Genomic DNA, 21109 nt, shown 5'->3' with positions numbered 1-21109 from the left:
AAGGCAGAAACATGTCAGTAACAGATCCCGCGCCGTCGTCTGAACTCAGCGGCGGCGTGGTGCGTCATGAAGTCGAGGCGGTCAACGCCGCCGGCACACGCACGCTTTATAAGGCTCGCGAGCCGATCTATCCGAAGCGCGTCAAAGGCACGTTCCGCAATCTCAAATGGATCATCATGGCGCTGACCCTCGGCGTCTATTACATCACGCCATGGATCCGCTGGCCGCGCGGGCTGGGCGAACCCGATCAAGCGGTGCTCGTCGATTTCGCAGGGCGCAGGTTTTATTTCTTCTTTATCGAAATCTGGCCTGACCAGCTTTATTTCCTGACCGGCGTCCTGATCATCGCCGCCTTGTCCCTGTTTCTGGCGACGGCGTTGTTTGGCCGAATCTGGTGCGGATATTCCTGTCCGCAAACGGTGTGGACAGATCTTTATGTCTGGGTCGAGCGCAGGATCGAAGGCGACCGCAATGCGCGCATGAAGCTCGCCAAGGCGAAGTGGACCGCCGACAAGATCCGCAAGCGCGTGACGAAACATGCGATCTGGATTTTGATCGGCATGGCGACCGGCGGGGCGTGGATATTGTATTTCCATGATGCGCCGTCTCTCGCGCGCGATTTCTTCAGGGGCGACGCGCCGTTCACCTCCTATTTCTTCTTCGCGCTTTTAACGCTGACGACTTATATTTTCGCCGGCTCCATGCGTGAACAGGTGTGCACGTATATGTGCCCATGGCCGCGCATTCAGGCGGCGCTCACCGATGAAGAGACGCTGGAAGTCACTTACAAGGTTGATCGCGGCGAACCGCGCGGCGCCCACAAGAAGGGCGACACATGGGACGGACGGGGCGACTGTGTCTCCTGCCGGGCCTGCGTCATCTCCTGTCCCATGGGCATCGACATTCGCGACGGCGCGCAGCTCGAATGCATCAATTGTGCGCTGTGTATCGACGCCTGCGACGACATCATGAAAAAAGTCGGCCGTCCGACCGGGCTGATCGCCTATGACACGGACGCAAACATCGCGCGCCGCCAGGCTGGCGAGAAAACGACGGTAAAGCTGCTGCGTCCGCGCACCATCCTCTACGGGGCGGTGCTGGCCTTTGTTTGCGTGTTGATGATCTATGGCCTCTCGACGCAGGCGACCATGGTGGTCAACGTTCTGCGCGACCGCGCCCCGCCCTTTATCCTGATGTCGGACGGTTCCATCCGCAACGCCTATACGGTGAAGATCGTAAACCGTGAAAACTATACGCGCGATCTCAAAATCACGGTGGAAGGCCCTGACGGCATGGTTGTCGGCGCCGTTGGCGAGAAAGCCGAAGGCGCGACCGTTACGCTCGATGCGCCGGGCGACACAGTGCGGTCCGTGCGCATCTTCGCGACGATGCCGCCGGGCGCGGCCCATGGCGCCTCAATCCCGGTGATTGTCCGCGTTCTCGACCCGGACACTGGCGAAGAGGTGCTCAATCCCACCGTCTTCATGGCCGGGAGGGAGTGATGGCTGACCATGACAGTATCAAGGGCAAGCTGACCGGCCGGCATGTGTTGCTAATGGTTGTTGCTTTTTTTGGCGTCATGCTCGCCGCCAATGTGATTTTCATTCGCGCGGCGGTGCGGACCTTTCCGGGCGTTTCCGAGGAAAAGTCATATTTTCAGGGGCTTCATTATAATGACGCCCTTGCCGAGCGCGCCGTCCAAAGCCGTCTTGGCTGGACCGCGGAGGTCACCGAGGTCGTCCGCGAAGGCGAAACCGGCCAGATTGTCATCTATATGGCCAAGGATGATACGGCGCTGACCAGCCTTGCCCTGACCGGCGTCCTCAAGCGGCCCGCTCATAGCGACAACGATCAATCCCTTGCCTTTAATTCCCTTGGCGAGGGATTATATAAAGCTGAGGTCGCCGCTTTTGGCGCCGGCGCATGGGATATGGCCTTGCGCGCCGAAAATAGCCTTGGCGAGACCTTCGATATTGAAGCGAGGATTATCGCGCCATGAGCGCTATCCAAACCCTGGTCCCGGCGCCCGGATGCCCCAGCGGCCTTGAACCGGCCGCCGACGCCGGGGTGATTGACCCTGCGCCCTTCGTGCGCCGGACGAAAGACGGCGCCCGCGCGCTCGAACTTTCCGTCTATGGCGCCAAATGCGGCGGCTGCATTTCCAAAATCGAGGGCGGCCTGAACGCGCTGCCCGGCGTTGAAAACGCGCGATTGAATTTATCGACCGGCAAGCTTGCTATTTCGTGGCGCGGCGAGGCGATCCGCCCCCGCGACATCACCGAAAAGATTTCCGACCTTGGCTACCGCGCAGCGCCGTTCGACCCGCAGGCGGCGGTTCAGGAGAATGACGCGGAAGGAAAATTCCTTTTGCGTTGTCTCGCTGTCGCCGGGTTCGCCATGGCGAACATCATGCTGCTCTCCGTCGCGGTCTGGGCGGGCGCGGGCGGCGAGATGGGTCCGGCGACGATGATGATGATGCACTGGATCTCGGGCATGATCGCGATTCCCGCCGCGATGTTTGCGGGACGTCCGTTTTTCCGTTCGGCCTGGAGCGCCTTACGAAAGGGCAGCGCCAATATGGATGTGCCGATTTCGCTGGCGGTCATTCTGTCGCTTGGCATTTCGGTGTTCGAAACCCTCAATCACGGAACGGAAGCCTATTTCGATGCGGCGGTGATGCTGCTGTTCTTCCTCCTGATCGGGCGCTTTCTCGATCATCGCTTGCGGGCGAAGGCGCGCGAAGCGGCGCAAAGCCTTCTTGCCTTACAGGCGACGACGGCGAGCCGGTTGAAGGCCGACGGCACGCTCGAAGCTGTGTCAGCCCGCGACATCAATCCGGAAGACCGCATCCTATTATCGCCGGGCGACCGTGCGCCGGTGAACGGCATAGTTGAGGATGGCGCGTCGGAAGTGGATGTCTCGCTCGTCACCGGCGAGAGCGCCCCGGCGCATATGAAGACCGGCGACACACTTTATTCCGGCGTTCTCAACATGTCGTCGCGTCTTGTCATGCGCGCAACCGCGCGCGCCGAAGATTCACTGATCGCCGATCTCACGCGTCTCATTGAGGCGGGCGAACAGGGCAAGAGCAAATATGTGCGCCTGGCGGATCGTGCCGCGGCGCTCTATGTGCCCGTGGTTCACACGCTGGCGCTGGCGACATTTGTCGGCTGGCTGGTGATCGGTGACGCCTCTTTGCGCGTCGCCGCCATGAACGCGATAGCCGTGCTGATCATCACTTGCCCCTGCGCGCTGGGGCTCGCGGCGCCGGCGGTGCAGGTTGTGGCGACGGGCCGTCTCTTCAAGGAAGGCGTGCTGGTCAAATCCGGCGATGCGCTGGAGCGGCTGGCGGAAGTTGACGCCTTTGTGTTCGACAAGACCGGCACGCTGACCTTGGGCCGCATGCGCCTTTCCAACCGGGATGAGATTTCGGACGAGATGTTGATGCAAGCGGCGTCGCTCGCGCGCGCCAGCCGTCATCCGCTGGCCCGCGCTGTCGTCATGGCCGCCGGCGCCGGAAAACTCGCCGATGATGTTCACGATGCGCCGGGCTATGGCGTTGAAGGCGTCATCAATGGCGACAAGGCGCGTTTTGGCCGCGCCGATTGGGTCGGCGCGAAAAGCGATGGCGACAACGCGGTCAGCGAAGCCTGGTTCAAGCTCGGCGATACAGCGCCTGTGCGGTTCCTGTTTGAAGACTCCCTTCGCAGTGAAGCGGCGGAAACCATCGCCGCGCTCGACCATCGCGGGATTACATCCGAAATGCTGACTGGCGACCGTCGGGCGCCGGCGGCGCGTATCGCCGAGGCGGCGGGCCTCACCGCATGGCATGCGGAAATGACGCCTGCGGATAAAATCGGCCGCCTGAAAGAGCTTGCCGACAAGGGTGTTAAAACCGCCATGGTTGGCGATGGCCTGAATGACGCCCCGGCGCTTGCCGCCGCGCATGCTTCGCTCTCGCCCGGCACCGCGGCGGACGCCAGTCAGGCGGCGGCGGATTTCGTATTTCAGGGCGACAGCATGGCGCCCGTGCTGACCGCCTTTGACGTCGCCAAACAGGCGCGCAAACGGGTTCTTGAAAATTTCGGTTTCGCCGCCCTTTACAACGCCTGCGCCATTCCGCTCGCCGTGTTCGGTTTTGTGACGCCGCTTATCGCCGCGCTCGCCATGTCGGGGTCGTCTGTCATTGTGACGCTTAATGCGCTCAGGATGAAAACGAAGAAGGCCCGGGCGTTGGAGATGGAGGCATGAGCGCGCTGCTTTATCTCATCCCCATTGCCTTGCTGATGGGAGGCGGCGCGCTGCTTGCGTTTTTCTGGTCAGTGAAGGCCGGTCAGTATGAAGATCTCGACGGCGCGGCTGAGCGTATTCTGCTCGATGACGATCTCGACGAAGACAACTCTGCGAAAAACTAAATGCCGAGCGCGTCGCGCATACGGTACCAGGTCATGCCGAGCGCCAGCATGGGACCGCCGATCGTATCGGCGGCGGGGATGCGGAAATGGCGCGTCGCCTCGAACAGATCGACGCCGGTTTCCTTGCCGCGGATCGCGTCGGCGAACATCTCACCGACAATGTGCCCGCAATTGACGCCATGTCCTGCATAGCCCTGCGCGTAGAACACATTATCGCTGACTTTTCCGATTAGCGGCACGCGATTTAACGGAATGCCGATGACGCCGCCCCAGGCGAAATCGACTTTCGTCTTTTCAAGTTGCGGAAAAATTCTGCGCATGCGCGGCGCCAGCTCGCCCGCAATATCGTCAATGTCGCGATTGGAATAAGTGCAGCGCCCGCCGAACAAAAGCCGGTTGTCGCCGGTGAGCCGGAAATAATCGAGCACCCAGTTGGAATCGCAGATCGCGAGATTATCGGGCAGCAATTCATGGGCGAGGTCTTCGCCAAGGGGCTCCGTTGCGATGACGTAAGTTTTTGCAGGGAGCATCAGCCCATGCAGTTTGTCCTTTTCGAGCATGTGATAGGCGTTGCCCGCCAGGATGACATGCTTTGCCTTGACGCTGCCATTGTCGGTGTGAACGGCGGGTGAGGCGCCGTGATCAATTTTTGTAACGCGCGTCGCCTCGAAAATTTTCACGCCATTGCGTTCCGCCGCGCCCGCTTCGCCAATGACAAGATTGAGCGGATGACAATGGGCGCCGCGCCGGTCGATCAGCCCGCCAATATAGGCGTCCGTCGCGGCGTGCTGGCGCAGGCCCGGCCCGTCGACAAGCGACATGAATTCGCCAAACCCGTGCTCGACGCAATCGGCGTATTCTTCTTCGAGGCTTTTTATCTGCGCATTATTGAAGGCGACGGTCGCCGCGCCATGCACATAATCGCATTTGATGTCGTATTTCTGGATGCGGGCTTCGACGATTTCGTTGCCGAGATAGCGCGTCTTCCAGAGGAACTCTTCGGCCTTTGGGCCCAGTTGTTTGACCAGTTCGCCTTCGCCGGACCAGCCCGCCAGCACCTGTCCGCCATTGCGGCCCGAAGCGCCCCAGCCGATGCGGTTGGCTTCCAGCAAGACGACTGAATATCCGCGCTCGGCGAGCGACAGGGCGGAGGCGACGCCCGTAAAGCCGCCGCCGACAATCGCCACATCCGCTTCGAGATGGTCATTTAACGCCGGGCGTTCAGGCGCGGGATGCGCGCTCGCCGCGTAATAGGAAGGCGTATGGGCTTCGCGTATTTGCATCAGAACGCCTGCAGGTAGGAATCATATTCGAAATCGGTGACGCGCTCATTCGCTTTCTGGATTTCCTGGCGCTTTAACGCAATGAAGACCCGCGTGAACAGCTCACCGAAAAGCGGCGCTAGAATTTTTCCGTTTTCAAACGCGTCGGTCGCATCGTCCCATGCGGTCGGCACTTTCGGCGCGTCGGCCTCATAGGCGTTGCCTTCGGTGACGGGCGGCGGCGTCAGTTTGTTCTGAATGCCATGGAGAACGCCGCCAAGAAGCGACGCCATGAGAAGATACGGATTTGCGTCGGCGCCGGCGATGCGAAATTCAAAGCGGCGGTTTTGGGGCGCGTCATTGGGAATGCGGATCGCCGCGGTGCGGTTCTCATAGCCCCAAGTGAGTGAGGTGGGCGCATGGCTCGCATCCTGAAACCGGCGATAGGAATTCAAATGCGGCGCCAGAAAGATCATGGCTTCTGGCGCAGCGGCGAGAAGGCCTGCGATCGCCTGAAGCAGCATTTCCGAACCATTATCGTCGTCTCCGGCGAAAACATTCTCGCCCTTGTCATTCAGCATGCTCATATGAACATGGAGGCCGTTGCCGGCGGTGTCGCCAAAAGGTTTCGCCATGAAACTCGCGATCAGGCCGTTTTTATCGGCGACGCCGTTCACCGTGCGCCTGAACATCACCGCCTGATCGGCGGCGGCGACAATGTCTGTCTGGTGCATGAGATTGACTTCGAACTGCCCCGCGCCGCCTTCGACGATTGCCGCGCCGAGCGGCAGGCCCTGCGCTTCGCAGGCGGCATATAGGTCGCTGAAGAAAACGCTGAAATTATCGAGCTCGGACATGGCGTACATACGCGCATCGCCAATCCGCCGGTTGGTGGCGTTGCGGGCGGGCGTTAAAGGCCGGCCAAGCTCGTCCGTCTTTTTCGAGAGGAGATAAAATTCAAGCTCCATCGCCGCGACGGGGTGAAGCCCGATGGCCGCGAGACGCGTCTTCATATCGATCAACAATTGGCGCGGGTCGGCGGAGAAAGGCCCGCCATCCTCATCGCCCATCATCAGCATGATCTGCGCCGCATCGCCGCCGGACCACGAACAGGGCGACAAGCCGGAACCAGCGGGAAAGCAAAGACCGTCGACGTCGCCGGTCTCAAGCACGAGACCGTTTTCCATGACGTCATAGCCCCAGACATCGACGCCGATCAGCGACCGGGGCAGGCGCAGTCCGCTATCAAACACATTGAGCGCCTGTTTTGCGGGCAAGCGCTTGCCGCGAAGGACGCCGTTGAGGTCAGCCAGAAAGGCATCGACGAATTTCACCTCCGGATGGGTCTCCAGAAATTTTTTCGCATCGGCTTTCAGTTTTTGATCCGGTCCCGCCATGATATCCGTCAAACGCTGAGTTCTGCGGCTGTTTTATCGAGCGCTGTGCGCACGAGGTCAAACAGTTCGTCGATTTCGGCGTTAGTGATGACGAGAGGCGGGCAGAGGAACATGGTGTCGCCCACGGCGCGCATGACGACGCCGGTCTCAAAGCAATGGCCGCGACAGACAACGCCCGCATGACCGCCGGGCGCAAAACGCTCTTTCGTTTCTTTGTTCTTGACGAGCTCGAGCGCGCCGAGAAGACCGACGCCGCGTGTCTGACCCACCAGGGGATGATCGTCGAGCGTCTTTAGCTTGCTTTGGAAATAACGCGAGGTTTCTTCACCGCGCGGGCCTACCAGACCAAGCTCGTCAATAAGTTCGATATTGCGGATGGCGACTGCTGCCGCGACCGGATGGCCCGAATAGGTGAAGCCATGGGCCATTTCCGTATCGGCGTTGATGATTGGTTCGGCGACGCGTTGGTTCAGCGCGATCGCCGATAGCGGCTGGTAGCCGCTGGTGACGCCCTTCGCCATGGTCATGATGTCGGGGGTGAAACCATAAGTCTGGCAGCCGAACCATTCGCCGGTGCGCCCGAAACCGCAAATGACTTCATCCGACCACAGAAGAATATCATATTTGCGGCAGATGCGCTCAATCTCCGGCCAGTAGCCTTCGGGCGGCAGCATCAACCCGCCGGCGCCCATTACAGGCTCGCCCGCAAAGGCGGCGACATTTTCGGGGCCAAGTTCGAGGATTTTATCTTCCAGCGCCTTGGCGCAGCGCATGGCGAAGTCATGTTCGCTCTCGCCAGCATTGCCATATTCATAATAATGCGGCGTCGGCCCGATATGATGAAAGCGCGGCAGGGGAAGATCGAAAATCCCCTGCATAAAGGGCAGTCCCGAAAGGCTCGCAGCCGCCACGGTCGAGCCGTGATAGGCGCGTTCGCGCGAGATGATCGCTTTCTTTTCCGGTTTGCCTTTCAGATTCCAGTAATACCAGATCAGTTTGATGGCGCCGTCGACGGCCTCCGAGCCCGAACAGGCGAAGGTGATCTGGTCGAGACCTTCCGGCGTCTTTTGCGAGATGAGATCCGCGAGCTTTGCGGCGTAAGGCGTCGTCGTCTGGAAAAACAGATTGTAATAGCTCAGCGTTTTCATCGCGTCGGTCGCGGCGTCGACGAGTTCCTGCCGGCCATAGCCAAGCTGAACGCACCAAAGCCCCGCCATGCCGTCGAGAATGCGCACACCGTCTTCGTCATAAATATAGACGCCCTCCGCATGCGTGATAACGCGCGGCCCTTTTTCCCGCAGCTCATGATGGGTTGAAAAAGGATGCAGGTGATGAGCGTTGTCGAGCGCCTTGATGTCGATATTCGATTTCATATTACACATTGACCATCAGGAAGCGGACGTCCCAGGGGCTGAGGACGCTTGAGCGGTGCTCATATTCGGAGCGTTTGATGCCGACATAGGTGTCGACAAATCCTTCGCCCAGATAGTGTTTCAGAATGTCTGAATTCGCGAAGGTTTCGACGCTTTCCGTCAGGGTCGCGGGCAGGGGGCGCTCGCGGTCTTCATAACCTTGCCCCACATATTCGGCGCGCGGTTCGATCTTGTCGGCCATGCCGATATAACCGCAGACAAGCGACGCGGCGATCGCGAGATACGGGTTGATGTCCGCGCCGGAAATGCGGTTTTCCACCCGGCGCGCTTCGGGGCCGCTGGCGGGAACGCGCAGGCCCACGGTGCGGTTTTCACGGCCCCAATGGGTGTTTGTGGGCGCGCTCATAAACGCTTCAAAGCGGTTATAGGAATTTGTGTAGGGCGCAAAGAGCGGCATCGCGGCCGGCAGATGCGCCTGCAGACCGCCAATATAATGGCGGAACATATCGGAGTCCTCGCCATCGGCGGCGGCGAAAATGTTGCGGCCGGTTTTGCGGTCGACGACGCTTTGATGCAGGTGGATCGATGAACCGCTTTCATCGGCATAAGGTTTCGCCATGAAGGTGACGAACATGCCGTGGCGTTTTGCGACCTGTCGCGCGAGACGCTTGAACAGGAAAAGCTGGTCGGCGACGCGCATGGCTTCGCCGTGACGAATATTCACTTCGAACTGGCAGGGGCCGTCTTCGTGAATCAGCGTTTCAAGATCGATATGCTGAACGTCGCAGAATTGATAAAGCTCCTCGAACAGCTTGTCGAATTCATCGATGGCGTCGAGGGAGTAAACATGCTGGCCGAACTCGCGCAGCCCTGAAGCGCCGTCGGGCGCGCGCGGCTCCAGCACAACATCGGTGAACCGGGCGATGAGATAGAACTCAACCTCGGGTCCGACAATCGGCGTCCACCCTTTTTGATGGTACAGTTCAAGGACATTGCGCAGGACCTGGCGGGGCGCGATGTTGAAGGGCGCGCCCTGATCCGTAAACGCATCGCAGATGACCGCAGCCGTTGCGTCGGTGTTCCATGGCGCCAGATGAATCGTGTCGAGGTCCGGGGCGAGCACAAGGTCGCGTTCGGTGCCGGCCACATGATCATTGTAGCTCATCTCGCCATGGGCGGAGATGGTGTAGGTCGCCTCGGGAATTCTGAGGCTGTTGTTTTCAAGGCTCGACAGGAAAAGCCCCGGCGTCATGTTTTTGCCGCGCGCGGCACCGCCCATATCGGGCGTCAGGCAGGAAACGTCTCCGATGCGGCGCTCGCGCATCCATTCCTTCAGTTCGGTTAAGTCCATAAATCACCTTGAGCGGTTACGCCGCCGGGATGGCGGCGCAGTACGCCCGTTGAAACTTGTCTCGTTGTTTCGGGGGCTTAGCGTCCCGGGAGAACTTCCACCCGGTGTCGCCGGCCGCCGGGACGGGGCCCATACTCGCCTGTTTTAGCCTAACGAAAGGCGAATACTTCACAAGCCGCCAAAACGTGATCACAATTAATCCGGGCCGGAGGGCAGCGCAAGACCCTTTAGTGAAGAGGGTTTAAGACCGGACCCTGCGGTCTTTCTTTTGGGCGGAAAGGCCGTAAGGTCGCGTCCCGCGACATGCGCGGTCAACGCTGGCTGGGGAAGCGGGCATGGCTTTAACAAAGGCGACGAGCATGACGGCGTTAGCGGCCCTGGACAAAGTCTCACAGGATAACGGCCTTTCCCGCCCGGCGGCGGTGCATGAGGAAGTCTATCAGCGTTTGCGGCGGGCGATCATTTCGGGCCAGCTGGAGCCGGGGCGGGCGCTTTCCGTTCGCGGGCTTGCGGCCGAGTTCGGCGTGAGCGCCATGCCGGCGCGTGAAGCGATCCGCCAGCTCGCGGCGCAGGGCGCGCTGGAGATCACCCCGACGAGACGCGTCGCCGTCGCGCGCATGAGCAAGGAAAAACTAGAAGAGCTTTGCGATGCGCGCCTCGCGCTGGAGCCGTCGCTCGCCGCGCGCGCAGCAAAGGCGCCGACCGCCGCGCGCGAGGCGCTGGCCGAGACGCTTACGAGGATTGACGAGGCGCTCGATCAGGCGATCAAGCGCGGTGACAGCGCCGATTATGCAAAATACAACAGCGAGTTTCACTTTGCGCTATATGAAGCGCCAGAAGCGCCGGTCTATCTCGGGCTGGTGGAAAGCCTTTGGTTACAGACCGGCCCGTTCATGCGTGTCGTTATCGGCAGGCTCGGCACTTCGTCGCTTGACGACGACAAGCACAAGGAAATTGTTGCGGCCTTGCGCGCCGGCGATCCCGAAACGCTCGAGACCGCCGTTCGCGAAGACATCATGCAGGGCATGAGCAATATTGTTCGCGGCTATTCCCCTGAGGAATAGACTTTCTCGCCACCGAACCATGTCTCCAGGACGTTGGTTTCACTGATGTCAGCGGCCTTGCCGTTTTCGGTGAGGTCGAAAATATCCTGATCAAGGATAATGAAATCGGCTTTCTTTCCAGGCTCCAGCGAGCCGGCGATGTCATCTTGCTTCAACGCCTTCGCCGCATTGATCGTATAGGCGTCAACGGCGTCATAGATTGAAATCGCCTGATCTTGGTTCAACGGCGGCAGGCCGAAAATAGAGCGTGAAACCGCGCCTTCAATATTGATGAAGGGGCGCGGATCCTTGGTGTCCACGGGCGCGTCAGATCCGGCGATGATGACGGCGCCGGCGTCACGCAGGGACGCCGCCGGATAGACATTGCTGAAATAATATCCATCGGGGTCGTACATGCCGTTCGGGCCGTCGGCGCGGTCAACAAAGGGAATGACGGTGGCGTCATATTGGGTGTCCCGCGACGCCCAGGCGAAGGTGAAGGACGCATAGATGTCATTCGCGGCGAAGCGGTCGAAATCTTCGGGCCGCACCAGTTGTAGATGGGTGAGAATATGTTTGGCGCCGCTGTGATTGGCGGTGCGCGCCGCCTCGATGGCGTCGAGGGAGGTTTGAATGGCGCGGTCGCCGATGGCGTGGATGTGCCAGGTGAAACCGGCTTTGTCGCCTTCGCGCACATAATCCATGATCATCTGTTCAGGGTGCTGAAGAACGCCGTTGGCCTGAAGGCACTGCATGGGGTGGAAACCATTGGCCGCCTTGAAAGCGACGGCGTCAGGCGTGTTTCCGGCGGCGATGTCGGCGCGGGTGTTTTCACAAAGCGCGCTTGATGTATCGGCGTAACCGGCGACACGCACCCACTGGGCCTCGTCATCCCATACGTAAATCGGCTGTAAGTAGTTACGGGAGAAAGCCGCGTTGGGCAGCATCGGCGGATCGGAAAGCGGGTCGCCCTCCAGGACGCCGTCGGCGAAGAGTTTGAGAAAGTCTGCTTCGATCAGGGGATCGTCCGCATATTTTTCGCGGATCGCCTGCGCTTTGCCCAAAATCGTCGCGTAATCAACAGTTCCGCTTTCGTCGCCATATTCGCTTGGGTCGAAATAAAGCGCCAGATGCGCGCGTGCATGGAACCCGTTTTTGGCGCGCAAGGCGTCGTAAATATCGAGCGTATCCGGGCTGGCCGCGGCGTCGAGAAAAGAGGTGATGCCTTTGGGAAGCGTCACTTCCATCAACAGTTCCGGCGCCTCGCGCGATTTCGCGAGCCCGGAATCGAGCAGGTTGCCCGCATCAATTGCGGTCAGCGCATAATCTTCGGTCAGCCGTCCGTTCGGTTCGCCGGTTTCGTCGACGCCGATATAGGCCGCGAGATCGGCGAAGTCGGTCGCGAGCGTTTCTTTCGTAAAGCCGACAATGTCGCCATCGGCGTTTTTCGCGCGGGCGAGGGCGACGGAATTGACGCCGTAATGATGCCCGTCGCTGCCGCGCAGGATCACGGGCTGTTCCATTGAAACGGAGTCCAGCGCCTCGCGGATGCTTTTGAACTCCTTGCCGGGCTGGTTTCCAGCGGCGAAGTTCCACGCCAGCACAACCAGCCAGTCGCCTTCGGCCATGCCGGGCTGCGCGGTGCAGTCGCTGGAATAGGCGGCGATTTCCGCCAGCGTCATCGGTGCGTTTTCAAGGCTGCAAACAGGAACCGGCATGGCGCTGATGGGGTGGATATGCGCATCATGAAGGCCGGGGAGAACGAGACGGCCTTTGAGATCGATGATTTCCGTATCGGCGCCTTTGAGGGCTTCCATGTCGTCAGCGCCCCCGATTGCATATATTTCTTCACCGCGCACAGCCATGGCGTCCGCGAACGCTCTTTCCTCGTTCGCGGTGTAGATACGGCCATTGACGAAAAGCGTAACCGGAAGCTGCGCATCGGCGTCGCTCGCCGGTTCATTCTTGGCGTTGCAAGCCGTGAGCGCGAGCATCATCGACATGGCGAGGCAGGAAATCTTGATCTTCATGTGTTCTCTCTTTTCGGGCGCCGGCGCGTGGCTTTCATCGTCCGGCGAAATCTTCCATCATGGGTCATGATGATCATGGGCCGCGCCGGTTCACAAGAGGGCGCGTCAGCGGAACGGTTGGATGAGCGATAATCAGCAGCGGATTGCAGGGCTCCTGCGCGACGGCTTCGCCGCCCTCAACAGGGGCGATGCGTCGAAGGCAGGCGAGTGTTGCAAGGCGGCGATGATGATCGACCGCGCCCATCCGGAAATCCACTTTCTGGTCGGATTGATCGCGCTCGACATGAACGATCTGAAAACCGCCGCGAGCGCTTTCGGGTCGGTGGTGAAACTCGCTCCCGGTCACGGCGCCGGCTGGGCGCAACTGGCGCGGATTTTTATCCGGCTGGGTCAGCCCTTACGCGCCGAACAGGCGCTTGAAAAAGCGATCGCCGCGAAGCCCGCGGATGCGGCGTCGGCGGATCTGATCGGGGTTGTGTCGTCATCGCTTGGCGACCAGCAGCAGGCGAAACAATGGTACGCCCGCGCCGTGGAGCGCGCGCCCGACCGCCCGGCCTATCAGGTCAATCTCGCCAGCGCGGAGATTTTCCTTGGCGAGCGAGAGGCGGCGGAAGAAACGCTCTCCGCCTTGCTCGCGCGCGATGACGATATGGCCCAGGCGGAGTGGCTGTTTTCCTCTCTGAAGAAAGCCGACAGCACTGCGCGGGCGGACAGGCTGATGGAAAAAGCGGAGCGCGTGAAGGACACGCCGTCGCGCGCCTTTCTCGCCTACGCCGCCGGCAAGGAATACGAAGATTGCGAGGCGTGGGACGAGGCGTTCCGCGCATTTGAAACCGGCGCAGCGGCGAAAAGATCTACTATCGATTATAACGAAGAGGCTGAGGAGGCGATGTTCGCCGCCCTCCATGAGACTTACAACACTGACTGGGCGGCGAATGTTCAGGCGGGTCATGACGATGCGTCGCCGATCTTTGTCGTCGGTCAGCCGCGCACGGGCACGACTCTAATCGAGCGCATCATCGCCAGCCACTCCATGGTGCAATCCGCCGGGGAGCTGCAGCAATTCGGCCTGTCTGTCCGCAGGCTGACAAAGTCCGATAATCCCGACCGCTGGGCGCCGGAAGTGATCCGCGCCTCGGCGGCGGTCGATCCGGCGGCGCTCGGCAAGGAATATCTGCGCGCATCAGCGGTGATGCGCGGGACGGCGCCGCGCTTCGTTGACAAGCTGCCCGGCAATTATCTCCATATTCCGCTTATTCTCGCGGCGCTGCCGAAAGCGAAAATCGTTCATTTGACGCGCGATCCCATGGATTCCTGTTTCGCCAGCTACAAACAGCTTTTCGCCGAAGCCTATTTTCATTCCTACGACCAGGCCGAAATGGGCCGTCATCACGCCCGCCATCTGAAGCTCATGGATCACTGGCGGCGGCTGTTTCCGGGCCGCTTTTTTGACATTTCCTATGAGGCGACGGTCGCCGATCTGGAGCCGGGCGCCCGCGCGCTCATCAGCTATCTCGATCTGCCGTGGGAAGATCAGTGCCTTGCCTTCCACGAACAGAAAACTGCGGTGGCGACGGCGAGCGCGGTGCAGGTCCGCGAAAAGCCCCACACCCGCTCCGTGGGACGCTGGCGGCGCTACGGCGCCGCGCTCGATCCCATGGCGATGGCGCTTCGCGACGCCGGAATTTTTATCGACCAGGACGACTAAGTTTGTGATCACAAACGGTTTTTTGGCGGTTCATACCGGGTGATTGTGATCCACGGATCGGTCCACGGATTTTGGATCAAAATGCTGATATTTCAGGAGAAAATATCAAATTTATAAGGCTGGCGTGGCATTTTCGCCGCGCCGCGACAAAAAACGTGCGCACTGAGATCGCAAATCGGGCGCACGCGTTGTGGGCTTAAGGCTTTATTGTTACCAATTTGAGAGAAATTCTCCGCGCGTCCAGCGCCTTTTTGCGTCACTCCCCCGGCGCCTAGTGAAAGGGCCTTTAGATGAAACGCCTCTCTCTCCAGAAACGTTTTCTCCTTACCGGTTGTTCAGCGGCGGCCATGCTTGCCGCGCCCGCCTATGCCCAGGGCGATGAAATTATCGTCACGGCGCAAAAGCGCGAGGAATCCATTCAGAATGTGCCGCTCGCCATTACGGCGTTCAGCGGCGACTTCACCCGCGAAGTGAACCTGGACGATGTCAAGGACCTGGTGAAGTTCACGCCGGGCGCCACGGGCAACTCGGCGGACAGCTTCATCGACACGCTCTCCATGCGCGGCATTCTGACGAATGATTTCGGCGCAGGCGGCGATCCTTCGATCGGGCTTTTCAAAAACGGTCTCTATCAGGGCCGCAACGGCGCCGTGGTGACGAGCCTTTACGACATGGAGCGCGCGGAAATCCTGCGCGGTCCGCAGGGCTTTCTGTTCGGGCGCAACGCCATTGGCGGCGCCATCAGCGTTCACACGGCGAAGCCGAATTTCGACGGCTATAATGGCTACGCCGAATTCGATATTGCAGAACGCAGCCGCCTGTTCGGGGAAGGCGCGATCAACATTCCGCTGTCGGATGTCTTTGCTGTGCGCATCGCCGGTTATGGCGGTCACGAAGACGGCTATGTCGACAACCTCGCCCGGCCGGGTACGGACCCGCAGATCGAGCCGGAAAAATACGCCGGCCGTTTTTCGGCGCTATATTCCGACGGCGCGTTTGAGGGGCTTTTCACGGCGGAATATGAAAACCGCAAACAGTCAGGGTCGCTTTATCGCGCAACGGAACTCGGCGACAGCTGGGAGACCCTGCAGGACATCTTTGGCATTACGGGGCTGCGCGGCGATGGACGGGATATCGATTCCGATCAAGGGCTTGGCGAAGCCGACGATTCAGAAGTCCTGAGCTTCGGACTTGAACTGAATTACGACTTCGGGCCGGTCACGCTGACATCGCTCACCGGCTATAAAGATCACGAATTCACCTATGCCGAGGATTTCGACGGCACGCCGCTGCGGATCAATGATTACGCACAAGATCAGGAAGGCAACTACTTCGAACAGGAAATGCGCGTCGTCTCCAATGGCGACGGCCCGCTCTCCTGGTATGCAGGCGCATCCTATTATCATGAGGAAATCGACGTTCTCTTTTCGCAAGGCTCCAGCGAAGAGGTGATGTGCGACTATTATCTCACCTATTACGGCATCAATTCCTGTTCGGAATATTTCGCCTATTACTATTACGCCTTCACACCGGCGGCCGAAGGACTGCTTGAAAGCAATGCTGTGCGCGGGCGCTATCATGGCTGGGCGGCTTATGTGGACGCCACGCTGGCGCTTTCCGACAAGTTCGATGTGGGCGTCGGTCTTCGATATTCCAAAGACGTGAAGAAATTCGGCATTCAGGGGCTGCCGGTGGCGAGCCAGCTCGGGCCCTATTTCGCGCTTGGCTACACCACGGATGGCTTCATTGAAGACAAGGGAAGCTGGGACGCGTTTACGCCGCGCTTTATCGCCCGGTATTATCCGGCCGATGACTGGACGATCTTTGCGAGCGCGACCCGCGGCTTCAAGGCGGGCGGCTTCGGCAGCTTCACGATCCAGACGGACGGCCTCACTTATTGCGGGCCGTTTGACGACAGCTGCTTGAACCTGACCAATGCGGACGCGACGCCGGACCCGTTCGACCCGGAAAAAGTCTGGTCCTATGAAACAGGCGTTAAAGGCAAGCTGTTCGGCGGCATGACCCGCATCGACGCCAACGCTTATTATTACGAATACAAAGACCTTCAGGTGACGGTCGCGGGCATGGGCGGCGGCATTCTCGTGGAGAATGTCGGCAATGTGAAAGGCTGGGGCTTTGAAGGATCGGCGACGACGGATCTCGGGGAGTTCTTCGATCTCTATCTCGCCGGCGCCTATGCCGACACTGAAGTGACGCAAGCTTCGCCCCTATGCGACGGCACGCTCGATTGTGAAGGCGCAGCGCTCGGCTATGTGCCGAAATTCTCAGGCGCGGCGCGGCTCGGCTTCCATTATCCCGCAGGCCCCGGCGAAATCCGGGCGGCGGCGGAAATTTTCGGCCAGACAACAACTTATGGCAATCTTCTGCACACAGCCGAAGCCGTTAATGACGGCTATGCGGATCTGTCCTTGCGGCTTGGCTACGCGTCCGAGGCGGGGTGGAGCGTCATGGGCTATGTGGAGAACGTCACCAACGAGCTTTACTATGACGGCGTCGCTGACGGGTCGGGCATTATCCCGGCGCATTATTTCGGGCCGAGCCGTCCGCGCACTTTCGGCGTTCTCCTGAATGTTGAATTCGGCGAGTGATGGTGTTCACAATGTCCGCCAGTCGACGATAATCTTTACGCCGGTCATCACCCACGACCGGCGTAATTATTTGGGCCACCCATGATCGTAAAAACCGGCAAGCTCTACCAGTCGTTCAAATATCTCGTTTATGCGGCGCTGGCGGTGAACACCGGCCACTTCTTTTTTGAAAATTTCGCTGGCAGCGCGGCGACCTATGAAGACGGCGTCGCCTTGAGCGACATTATTGTCGCCTATACGGACTCGATCGATACGGCCGCCTGGTTTGTTTTGCTGCTCCTGCTGGAGCTCGAAACCTTCGTGCTTCCCGATGACCGCATCAAGGCGGGCGTCGAGTGGACCATCAATATCCTGACATTCATTTGCGGCGCGATCATTCTCTATGCGCTCTATGGTTATTGGGCGACGCTATGGATACCGCTCGGGTTTGAACCTTATAGCGGCGCTGATCCATGCACGCTTATTGGCGGCGATTTAAGTTTCGCGCTGGCGCTCGATGATTACGTTCCCCTTGATGCGCAAAACTGCGCCGCGCTTGTCAGTGGGGCGTATATCAACCCCAACGCCAATCTGATGGCGACATCGGAGAATTTGGGCCTGATCTCGCGCCTTGCCTGGACTGATGTTCTGAACGCGTCCGTCTGGGTGCTTATCGTCGCAGTGCTGGAGGCGGAGGTTTATCTCCAGTCCTCACGGCTCTTCGGAACGAAGTTCTTCTTCGCCTACAAATCGTCGAAAATCCTGCTTTACGGAATTCTCTTTGTGTGCGCCTTCTATTGGTGGATGCTGGGTGAGCCCTGGGACGCCTGGGACGCCGTCTTGTGGCTTGTGGCTTTCTTCTTTATCGAAATGAACATGCTCACCTGGCAGGAAGAAAACGCGGAACGCCGCGCGGCCGGATTGATTACATAGAGAGCCCTTATGACCTTTGCTGACAGTGTCGCCCGCGCCCGGGGCGGCGTGAATATTCAAACCGGCGCCTTTATCAATGGCGCGTTCCGTCCGGCGCGAAGCGGCGAGACCATGGCGTGCATAACGCCGATTGACGGCAGCGAGCTTGGACAGTTGAGCGCCTGCGACGCCGCCGACATTGATGACGCCGTCGCCGCCGCGCGCGCGAGTTTTGAGACCGGCCATTGGCGCAAGATGGCGCCACGCGCCAAGCGCGACGTGATGCTCGCCTTCGCGCAAAAGATTGACGACAACGCCGCCGAACTTGCGCTGCTTGAAACCCTCGATATGGGCAAGCCGCTGGCGAACACCACCCGCGCCGACATTCCGCTGGTGGCGCAGGCGATCCGTTATTACGCCGAAGCTATCGACAAGGTGAATGACGAGCTGGGGCCGTCGCCCCATAACGCCGTCTCCATGATCGTGCGCGAACCCATGGGCGTTGTCGGCGCGGTTGTGCCGTGGAACTTCCCGCTCTTGATGGCCTCGTGGAAATTCGCGCCAGCGCTTGCGACCGGCAACTCCATCGTCATCAAACCGGCGGAGCAGGCGAGCCTGACGATGCTTCGGACGGCGGAGCTTGCCATGGAGGCGGGGCTTCCCGAAGGCGTTTTGAACGTCGTGCCGGGCCTTGGCGAAAAAGCGGGCAAGGCGCTGGCGCTGCATATGGATGTGGACGGGATCGTCTTCACCGGCTCGACCGCGGTGGGCAAGCTCATCATGGGCTACGCCGCGCAAAGCAATCTGAAACGCGTCGCGCTGGAATGCGGCGGCAAAAGCCCGCAGATCGTGATGGAGGATTGCCCCGATTTCGAAGCGGCGGCGCAGGCTGCGGCCTGGGGCGTCTTTTACGATCAGGGTCAGGTCTGCACGGCGGCGACGCGTCTCCTTGTGCAGAACTCCATCAAGAAAGATTTTCTCGAAAAAGTCGCGGCGATTGCAAAGGACCTGAAGCCCGGCGATCCGCTCGATCCGGAAACAAGTTTCGGGGCCATGGTCGATGAAGGCCAGATGAACACCGTTCTTTCCTATGTCGATAAAGGAAAGGCCGAGGGCGCGAGACTCATTTGCGGCGGCGAGCGCGCGCTCGGCAATAGCGGCGGGTTTTACGTGGCGCCGACAATCTTTGACGGCGTCGACAACAAGATGACCATCGCGCAGGAGGAAATTTTTGGCCCGGTGATCTCCGCCATTGGGTTCGATGATTTCGATGACGCCATGAAGATCGGTAATGACACGATTTACGGGCTGGCCGCGGGCGTGTGGACATCCGATATCGATAAGGCCATGCGCGCCGCGCGGACCCTGCGGGCGGGCAATGTCTGGGTCAACAACTGGGACGGCAGCGACATCACCACACCCTTTGGCGGTTTCAAGCAATCGGGTTTCGGGCGCGACAGGTCTCTGCACGCGCTCGACAAATATACGGAACTGAAAACCATCTGGATCGAACTGCGGAAATAGAAAATGACAAACGACACGCAAGCCGCTAATAACGCCGGCAAGAATGACTGGCTGCAATCCTACTGGATGCCGTTCACACCCAACAAGGCGTTCAAGGCGAACCCTCGCATCAATGAACGCGCCGAAGGTTTTTATTATCACACCAGCGACGGCCGGAAGATCCTCGACAGCTTTTCAGGATTGTGGTGCTGCAATCTTGGTCATCGCCATCCGAAAATTTCCGAGGCGATGAAAGCGCAGATCGACGAGCTTGATTATTCCAACGCGTTCAATTTCGGCCACCCGAAAGTCTTCGAAATGGCGAATGTGATTTCCGCGCAGTTTCCCGGCGATCTCGACCATGTCTTCTTCGTCAATTCAGGGTCGGAAGCGGCGGATACGGCGTTGAAGATCGCCATCGCCTATCAGCGTTTGAAAGGCGAGGGGACGCGCACGCGCCTGATCGGCCGGGTCAACGGCTATCATGGAGTCGGTTTTGGCGGCATCAGCGTTGGCGGCATGGTCAATAACCGCAAATTTTTCGGCAGCCTGCTGCCCGGCGTCGATCACATGACCTTTCCCTATGACATGGGCTCGCAGGCGTTCACGCGCGGCGAGGCGGATATCGACGTCGAGCCCTTCATGAAGGAGCTGGAAGGCGTGATCGCGTTGCATGACGCATCAACCATCGCCGCCGTCATTGTCGAACCCTTCGCCGGCTCCGGCGGGGTGTTCGTGCCGCCGAAAAATTACATGAAACGTCTGCGGGAAGTGACGAAGAAACACGGCATCCTGTTGATCGTCGATGAAGTCATTTCCGGTTTCGGCCGCATGGGCGCCCCCAACGCCGCGACTTATTTTGGTGTGGAGCCGGACATCGTCACGATTGCGAAGGGGATCAATAACGGCGCCGTTCCCATGGGCGCCGCGATTGTGCGCAAGGAAATCTACGACACTTTCATGGAAGCGATGCCGGTCGGCGTCGAATTCTTTCACGGCTATACCTATTCCGGTCATCCGCTGGCCGCCGCCGCCGCGCTGGCGACGCAGCAAATTTTCGCGGAAGAGGGCGTCTACGATCACGCAAAAGAAATGTCGGCCTATTTCGAGGAGGCGGCGCACTCCCTCAAGGGCGAGCCCCATGTGATCGACATCCGCAATATCGGTCTCGCCGCCGGGGTGACGGTGGAAACGCGCGCCGGCGCCCCGGGCGCCCGCGGGACCGACGTGTTCCTCAAAACCTATGAGAATGATGTCGCGATCCGCGCCAATGGCGACAATCTTGCCATCGCGCCGATCCTGACCATGGGTAAAGCCGAGATCGACCAGACCATTGAGGCGTTGAGAAAGGGACTGAGGGCGGCCGCTTAAGACCGCCCGGCGGCTTGAAATCGCCATCTTTATCGCTGATCTGCAAGTTGTGGCGGCGGGCCCCGGCGGCGCCTCGCCCTATCCTTGGCCCCTCGTTGCCTCTGGCTCCAAAGGCCGTTAGAACCGGCGCTCTCCGGGGCCGGCTGAGCTGACCGG

The 21109-nt window shown here is 59.8% G+C and carries 15 protein-coding genes; 10 read left to right on the top strand and 5 right to left on the bottom strand.

Features of this window, described 5'->3' with window-relative positions:
* Positions 1–11 precede the first annotated feature (11 nt).
* The 4 genes from ccoG to ccoS are packed head-to-tail and all read left to right on the top strand — an operon-like array spanning position 12 to position 4415.
* On the top strand, positions 12–1502 hold the full coding sequence (gene ccoG / locus ACFOOP_RS17040; protein WP_379882354.1) for a cytochrome c oxidase accessory protein CcoG: 1491 nt from the start codon (positions 12–14) through the stop codon (positions 1500–1502).
* Positions 1502–1999, top strand: a complete 498-nt coding sequence (locus tag ACFOOP_RS17035; protein WP_379882353.1) for a FixH family protein — start codon at positions 1502–1504, stop codon at positions 1997–1999. The genes ccoG and ACFOOP_RS17035 overlap by 1 nt, the downstream gene beginning before the upstream one ends.
* Complete coding sequence (locus tag ACFOOP_RS17030) at positions 1996–4251, top strand: heavy metal translocating P-type ATPase (protein ID WP_379882352.1); 2256 nt, start codon at positions 1996–1998, stop codon at positions 4249–4251. Before ACFOOP_RS17035 ends, ACFOOP_RS17030 begins: the two co-directional genes overlap by 4 nt.
* The gene (ccoS, locus tag ACFOOP_RS17025; RefSeq protein ID WP_379882351.1) at positions 4248–4415 is read left to right on the top strand and encodes a cbb3-type cytochrome oxidase assembly protein CcoS; all 168 of its coding nucleotides are present in this window, start codon (positions 4248–4250) and stop codon (positions 4413–4415) included. Before ACFOOP_RS17030 ends, ccoS begins: the two co-directional genes overlap by 4 nt.
* On the opposite strand, the gene ACFOOP_RS17020 is transcribed toward ccoS, so the two are convergent.
* From ACFOOP_RS17020 to ACFOOP_RS17005, 4 genes are read right to left on the bottom strand one after another with little or no spacing between them, the layout of a single operon-like run.
* A complete protein-coding gene (locus ACFOOP_RS17020) occupies positions 4412–5698 on the bottom strand; it encodes an NAD(P)/FAD-dependent oxidoreductase (protein ID WP_379882349.1) in 1287 nt (428 codons plus the stop codon). The genes ccoS and ACFOOP_RS17020 overlap by 4 nt on opposite strands.
* Positions 5698–7074, bottom strand: a complete 1377-nt coding sequence (locus tag ACFOOP_RS17015; protein WP_379882348.1) for a glutamine synthetase family protein — start codon at positions 7072–7074, stop codon at positions 5698–5700. Before ACFOOP_RS17015 ends, ACFOOP_RS17020 begins: the two co-directional genes overlap by 1 nt.
* A gap of 8 nt (positions 7075–7082) precedes the next feature.
* Complete coding sequence (locus ACFOOP_RS17010) at positions 7083–8447, bottom strand: aminotransferase (RefSeq protein ID WP_379882347.1); 1365 nt, start codon at positions 8445–8447, stop codon at positions 7083–7085.
* 1 nt (position 8448) lies between these two features.
* On the bottom strand, positions 8449–9798 hold the full coding sequence (locus ACFOOP_RS17005; RefSeq protein ID WP_379882346.1) for a glutamine synthetase family protein: 1350 nt from the start codon (positions 9796–9798) through the stop codon (positions 8449–8451).
* A 359-nt stretch (positions 9799–10157) separates the two neighbouring features.
* Between ACFOOP_RS17005 and ACFOOP_RS17000 the strand changes: the two genes are divergently transcribed.
* Positions 10158–10862, top strand: a complete 705-nt coding sequence (locus tag ACFOOP_RS17000; protein ID WP_379882345.1) for a GntR family transcriptional regulator — start codon at positions 10158–10160, stop codon at positions 10860–10862.
* On the opposite strand, the gene ACFOOP_RS16995 is transcribed toward ACFOOP_RS17000, so the two are convergent.
* Positions 10844–12871 (bottom strand): amidohydrolase, encoded by a 2028-nt coding sequence (locus ACFOOP_RS16995; protein WP_379882344.1) that lies wholly within the window; start codon positions 12869–12871, stop codon positions 10844–10846. The two genes, ACFOOP_RS17000 and ACFOOP_RS16995, sit on opposite strands and share 19 nt — an antisense overlap.
* Before the next feature lie 121 nt (positions 12872–12992).
* Here ACFOOP_RS16995 and ACFOOP_RS16990 point away from each other — a divergent pair, with 121 nt between their 5' ends.
* The 5 genes from ACFOOP_RS16990 (at position 12993) to aptA (ending at position 20953) form a co-directional block, all read left to right on the top strand.
* The gene (locus ACFOOP_RS16990; protein WP_379882343.1) at positions 12993–14579 is read left to right on the top strand and encodes a tetratricopeptide repeat-containing sulfotransferase family protein; all 1587 of its coding nucleotides are present in this window, start codon (positions 12993–12995) and stop codon (positions 14577–14579) included.
* 290 nt (positions 14580–14869) lie between these two features.
* Positions 14870–17188, top strand: coding sequence for a TonB-dependent receptor (locus ACFOOP_RS16985; protein WP_379882342.1), 2319 nt, complete (start codon positions 14870–14872; stop codon positions 17186–17188).
* A gap of 81 nt (positions 17189–17269) precedes the next feature.
* Positions 17270–18100 carry a hypothetical protein gene (locus ACFOOP_RS16980; protein WP_379882341.1) on the top strand — a complete coding sequence of 277 codons (831 nt, stop codon included), beginning with the start codon at positions 17270–17272 and terminating at the stop codon, positions 18098–18100.
* A 9-nt stretch (positions 18101–18109) separates the two neighbouring features.
* Entirely contained in the window at positions 18110–19603 is a 1494-nt protein-coding gene (locus ACFOOP_RS16975; RefSeq protein ID WP_379882340.1) for an aldehyde dehydrogenase, read from the top strand.
* Between the two features lie 3 nt (positions 19604–19606).
* Positions 19607–20953 carry an omega-aminotransferase AptA gene (aptA, locus tag ACFOOP_RS16970; protein ID WP_379882338.1) on the top strand — a complete coding sequence of 449 codons (1347 nt, stop codon included), beginning with the start codon at positions 19607–19609 and terminating at the stop codon, positions 20951–20953.
* The last annotated feature ends 156 nt before the right edge of the window (positions 20954–21109 follow it).

Origin of the sequence: Hyphococcus aureus, from assembly GCF_042643165.1 — a bacterium.
GTDB classification, from domain to species: Bacteria; Pseudomonadota; Alphaproteobacteria; order Caulobacterales; family Parvularculaceae; genus Hyphococcus; species Hyphococcus aureus.
This window is presented reverse-complemented; position numbering and strand designations above follow the sequence as displayed.